Here is a 5,487-nt window from a genome sequence, read left to right as displayed (position 1 = left end):
CCGATCCTTAACTGATCAGCATTACAGCCCGAGGGCTGCCGTTTTGCATTCAGCGAGGAATCAGGTATTGCTGCTGTTGGCGGCAATAATTTTCGCCACTTTTTCGGCCTGTGCAGTCATCTGCATCTGGCGATAGGCGTTTTCCATCAGCGGTAAGGCATCACGTGTTGCCTGGGTATCCGGGAAGTCACGCAGCATACCTTCTACGCGGTTCACCACAGCAACCCACGCGCCGCGTGCGGTGTAGTACTCAGCAACGGAGTACTCATATTTCGCCAGGCGATCTTTCAGGAATACCAGGCGCTTGGTGGCGTCCGTTGTGTACTGGCTATTCGGGTAGCCACGTACCAGTTTGGAAAAGTCATTAAACGCAGCTCGGGCGTGCTGTGGATCGCGATCGCTGCGATCAACACCAAAGAATCCTTGCAGTGCGCTATCATCCAACGCCATATTGGTCAGGCCACGCATATACATGACATAATCAATGTTAGGGTGTGTCGGGTTCAGACGGATAAAACGATCGATGGCGGCCTGAGCGAGCGGCAGATCGGCATTTTTGTAGTAGGCGTAGATGAGATCTAATTGCACCTGCTGAGAATAAGGTCCAAATGGATAGCGATTATCCAACGCTTCCAATTGCGTTATTGCCTGTTTCCAGTTACCGTCCTGCAGCTTTTGCTGAGCAGTCGCGTAGATTTCATTTGGTGGGTTATCGGGCACCTCTTCCTTTGAACCAGAGCAACCCGCCAAAAACAGGCTCAACGTGGCTGCTGCCACCAGGTATTTCATGCGCGTCATGACGTTTTGACTTTCCTCAAAATGTTTTACGGGAGATTCTCTGTTCCTGCTCCCGGTTAAGACCAGCTACAATAGCACACTATATTAAACGGCAAAGCCGTAAAACCCAACGTTAAACGAAGAAGCAGTTTATGGCACAACGAGTAGAACTCACCGCAACAGTCTCCGATAATCAGCTCGGTCAACGCTTAGATCAGGCTTTGGCCGAATTGTTCCCTGATTATTCGCGTTCTCGCATAAAAGAATGGATCCTCGATCAGCGCGTGCTGGTAAACGGGAATCTTTGCGATAAACCGAAAGAAAAAGTTTTGGGTGGAGAACGTGTCTCCATCAATGCTGAAATTGACGAAGAAATTCGTTTTGAAGCGCAAGATATCCCGCTAGATATTGTTTATGAAGATGACGATATTCTGGTCATCAACAAACCACGTGATTTCGTGGTACATCCGGGCGCCGGTAATCCTGATGGCACGGTATTGAATGCGTTACTGCATTACTACCCGCCGATTGCGGATGTTCCTCGTGCAGGTATCGTGCACCGTCTGGATAAAGACACCACCGGATTAATGGTGGTAGCAAAAACGGTTCCGGCGCAAACGCGTTTGGTCGAGTCGCTACAGCTGCGTGAAATTACGCGTGAGTACGAAGCCGTAGCGATTGGTCATATGACAGCCGGTGGCACTGTAGAAGAGCCTATCAGCCGTCATCCCACCAAACGTACGCATATGTCCGTGCATCCCATGGGGAAACCTGCGGTGACGCATTACCGCATTATGGAGCACTTCCGTGTACACACGCGCCTTAGGCTGCGTCTGGAAACCGGACGTACGCACCAGATCCGCGTGCACATGGCGCATATTACCCATCCGCTGGTGGGTGACCAGGTCTACGGCGGCCGTCCACGTCCACCGAAAGGCGCATCGGATGAATTTATTTCTACGCTGCGTAAGTTCGACCGCCAGGCGCTGCATGCCACCATGCTGCGCTTGTATCACCCAATCACAGGTATCGAAATGGAATGGCATGCGCCAATTCCGCAAGATATGGTTGATCTGATTGCCGTGATGCGTGCCGATTTCGAAGAGCATAAGGATGATGTGGCCTGGCTATGAGTAAGCTAATTGTCCCGCAGTGGCCGCTGCCGCAAGGCGCCGCGGCCTGTAGTTCTACCCGTATTGGTGGCGTCAGTTTGCCGCCGTACGATTCGCTGAATCTGGGGGCCCATTGCGGCGATAACCTGGAACATGTTGAAGAGAACCGCAAACGACTCTTTGCTGCGGGCAATCTGCCTTCAAAACCGGTCTGGCTCGAACAGGTGCACGGTAAAGAGGTTCTGAAACTTACCGGCGAGCCTTATTCTTCTAAGCGTGCGGATGCGTCTTACAGCAATACGCCGGGCACAGTGTGTGCAGTGATGACGGCGGACTGTTTGCCCGTGTTATTTTGTAATCGTGCTGGCACGGAAGTCGCGGCGGCTCATGCGGGCTGGCGCGGGTTATGTGCAGGCGTGCTTGAAGAGACCGTTGCGTGTTTTGCTGATAAACCCGAAAACATTATTGCCTGGTTAGGCCCGGCAATTGGTCCCCGTGCATTTGAAGTGGGGCCTGAAGTGCGTGATGCGTTTATGGTCAAAGATCCACAAGCAGACAGCGCATTTGTGCCACGTGGTGAAAAGTACCTGGCAGATATTTATCAGCTTGCTCGCCAGCGTCTGGCACATGTTGGGGTTGAGAACCTCTACGGCGGTGACCGCTGTACGTTCAGCGAAAGTGAGACTTTCTTCTCTTATCGTCGCGACAAAACCACCGGTCGTATGGCAAGTTTTATTTGGCTGATATAACCTAAAGAATCAAGACGATCCGGTACGCGTAATTTTCTTTTCACATAATTCAGGTCATTCACCTTGAATAATTGAGGGATGACCTCATTTAATCTCCAGTAGCAATTTTGACCTGTTATGGGAGGAGTTATGCGTCTGGATCGTCTTACTAATAAATTCCAGCTTGCACTCGCCGATGCCCAGTCACTCGCACTGGGGCACGACAACCAGTTTATCGAACCACTTCATCTAATGAGCGCCCTGCTTAATCAGGAAGGGGGATCGGTCCGTCCTTTGTTAACGTCTGCTGGCATTAACGCCGGCCAGTTACGCACAGCCATTGATCAGGCATTGAGCCGCTTGCCGCAGGTAGAAGGCACCGGCGGTGATGTGCAGCCTTCTCAGGAGCTGGTGCGTGTACTGAATCTTTGCGACAAGCTGGCGCAAAAACGTGGGGACAATTTTATTTCGTCGGAACTGTTCGTTCTGGCGGCGCTTGAGTCACGCGGTACGCTGACCGATTTATTAAAATCAGCGGGGGCGACGACCGCTAATATCACTCAGGCAATTGAACAGATGCGTGGAGGTGAAAGCGTGAACGACCAGGGGGCTGAAGACCAACGTCAGGCCTTGAAAAAATACACCGTCGACCTGACCGAACGTGCCGAGCAGGGTAAGCTCGATCCGGTTATCGGTCGTGATGAAGAAATTCGCCGCACCATTCAGGTGCTGCAACGCCGTACTAAAAACAATCCAGTATTAATTGGTGAGCCTGGTGTCGGTAAAACGGCCATTGTTGAAGGGCTTGCGCAGCGCATCATTAATGGCGAAGTGCCGGAGGGTTTAAAAGGCCGCCGTGTACTGGCGCTGGATATGGGCGCGTTGGTGGCCGGGGCGAAATATCGCGGTGAATTTGAAGAACGTTTAAAAGGTGTGCTGAACGATCTGTCGAAACAGGAAGGCAATGTCATTCTGTTTATCGATGAGCTGCATACTATGGTTGGCGCAGGTAAAGCCGATGGTGCCATGGATGCCGGGAACATGTTGAAACCGGCACTGGCTCGTGGCGAACTGCACTGTGTAGGGGCTACAACACTTGATGAGTACCGCCAGTACATCGAAAAAGATGCGGCACTGGAACGTCGTTTCCAGAAAGTGTTTGTTGCCGAGCCGAGCGTGGAAGACACCATCGCCATTTTGCGTGGGTTGAAAGAACGCTATGAGCTGCACCACCACGTGCAGATCACTGACCCGGCAATTGTCGCGGCAGCGACGCTATCTCATCGTTACATTGCTGACCGTCAGCTACCGGACAAAGCCATCGATCTTATCGATGAAGCGGCGTCCAGCATTCGTATGCAGATTGACTCCAAGCCGGAAGAACTGGACCGACTCGATCGCCGAATCATCCAGCTCAAACTGGAACAGCAGGCGTTAATGAAAGAGTCTGACGAGGCGAGTAAAAAGCGCCTCGATATGCTTAATGAAGAGCTGGATGACAAAGAGCGTCAGTATTCTGAGCTCGAAGAAGAGTGGAAAGCGGAAAAAGCGTCACTCTCCGGTACGCAGACGATTAAGGCTGAACTGGAGCAGGCGAAAATCGCTATCGAACAGGCTCGTCGGGTGGGTGACCTGGCACGGATGTCTGAGCTGCAGTACGGCAAAATTCCTGAGCTGGAAAAACAGCTGGAAGCAGCCACTCAGTCTGAAGGCAAAACCATGCGCCTGCTGCGTAATAAAGTGACGGATGCGGAAATCGCCGAAGTACTGGCGCGTTGGACGGGGATCCCTGTTGCCCGCATGCTGGAAGGCGAGCGTGAAAAACTGCTGCGTATGGAGCAGGATCTGCATAACCGCGTCATTGGTCAGAACGAAGCGGTGGAAGCGGTATCCAACGCGATTCGCCGTAGCCGTGCAGGGTTGTCCGATCCGAATCGTCCGATCGGTTCGTTCTTGTTCCTTGGGCCAACCGGTGTCGGTAAAACCGAACTGTGTAAAGCGCTGGCTAACTTTATGTTCGACAGCGACGACGCGATGGTTCGTATCGATATGTCTGAGTTTATGGAGAAACACTCTGTCTCTCGTCTGGTCGGTGCGCCCCCGGGATACGTTGGCTATGAAGAGGGCGGCTACCTGACAGAAGCGGTGCGTCGTCGCCCTTATTCCGTCATCCTGCTGGATGAAGTGGAAAAGGCGCATCCGGATGTGTTCAACATTCTGTTGCAGGTGCTGGATGACGGTCGACTGACTGACGGGCAGGGGAGAACGGTCGATTTCCGTAATACGGTGGTCATCATGACTTCTAACCTGGGGTCCGATCTCATTCAGGAACGTTTTGGCGACCTGGACTACGGACACATGAAAGACATGGTGCTGGGCGTGGTCAGCCAAAACTTCCGTCCGGAATTCATTAACCGTATAGATGAAGTTGTTGTCTTCCATCCGTTGGGTGAACAACACATTGCGTCTATTGCCCAGATCCAGCTGCAGCGTCTGTATAAACGTCTGGAAGATCGTGGCTATGAAATCCACATTTCTGACGAGGCGCTTAAACTGCTGAGCGCGAACGGGTACGATCCTGTTTACGGGGCGCGTCCATTGAAACGTGCTATCCAGCAACAGATCGAAAATCCGCTGGCCCAGCAAATCCTGTCGGGTGAGCTGGTTCCTGGCAAAACGATTCGTCTGGAAGTGAATGACGATCGCATTGTGGCAGTGCAGTAAGTCACAAAATACTAAAAACGGGCCCTGCGGGGCTCGTTTTTGTTTAAAAACCAGGCGAAAATAACTTTCCATTACTAGTTTTGATGGAAAAGTAATCGGTTGATAAGTTTTTTGTATTTTCCCCTTGTCAGCCTGAAATAACTCCC

4 protein-coding genes are annotated in these 5,487 nt (G+C 51.9%); 3 read left to right on the top strand and 1 reads right to left on the bottom strand.

Features of this window, described 5'->3' with window-relative positions; genetic code table 11:
* Positions 1 to 60 precede the first annotated feature (60 nt).
* Positions 61 to 798 (bottom strand): outer membrane protein assembly factor BamD, encoded by a 738-nt coding sequence (gene bamD / locus FDW98_RS21570; RefSeq protein ID WP_096756107.1) that lies wholly within the window; start codon positions 796 to 798, stop codon positions 61 to 63.
* 131 nt (positions 799 to 929) lie between these two features.
* Here bamD and rluD point away from each other — a divergent pair, with 131 nt between their 5' ends.
* The 3 genes from rluD (at position 930) to clpB (ending at position 5,341) form a co-directional block, all read left to right on the top strand.
* A complete protein-coding gene (gene rluD, locus FDW98_RS21565) occupies positions 930 to 1,910 on the top strand; it encodes a 23S rRNA pseudouridine(1911/1915/1917) synthase RluD (RefSeq protein ID WP_096756108.1) in 981 nt (326 codons plus the stop codon).
* Positions 1,907 to 2,638 (top strand): purine nucleoside phosphorylase YfiH, encoded by a 732-nt coding sequence (gene yfiH / locus FDW98_RS21560; protein WP_096756109.1) that lies wholly within the window; start codon positions 1,907 to 1,909, stop codon positions 2,636 to 2,638. Before rluD ends, yfiH begins: the two co-directional genes overlap by 4 nt.
* A gap of 129 nt (positions 2,639 to 2,767) precedes the next feature.
* A complete protein-coding gene (gene clpB, locus FDW98_RS21555) occupies positions 2,768 to 5,341 on the top strand; it encodes an ATP-dependent chaperone ClpB (protein ID WP_096756110.1) in 2,574 nt (857 codons plus the stop codon).
* Positions 5,342 to 5,487: the final 146 nt, after the last annotated feature.

The organism is Citrobacter sp. wls711 (assembly GCF_005281055.1).
GTDB lineage: Bacteria > Pseudomonadota > Gammaproteobacteria > Enterobacterales > Enterobacteriaceae > Citrobacter > Citrobacter gillenii.
Note: the sequence above shows the minus strand (reverse complement) of the source record. Positions and strands in the feature narration are given on the sequence as shown.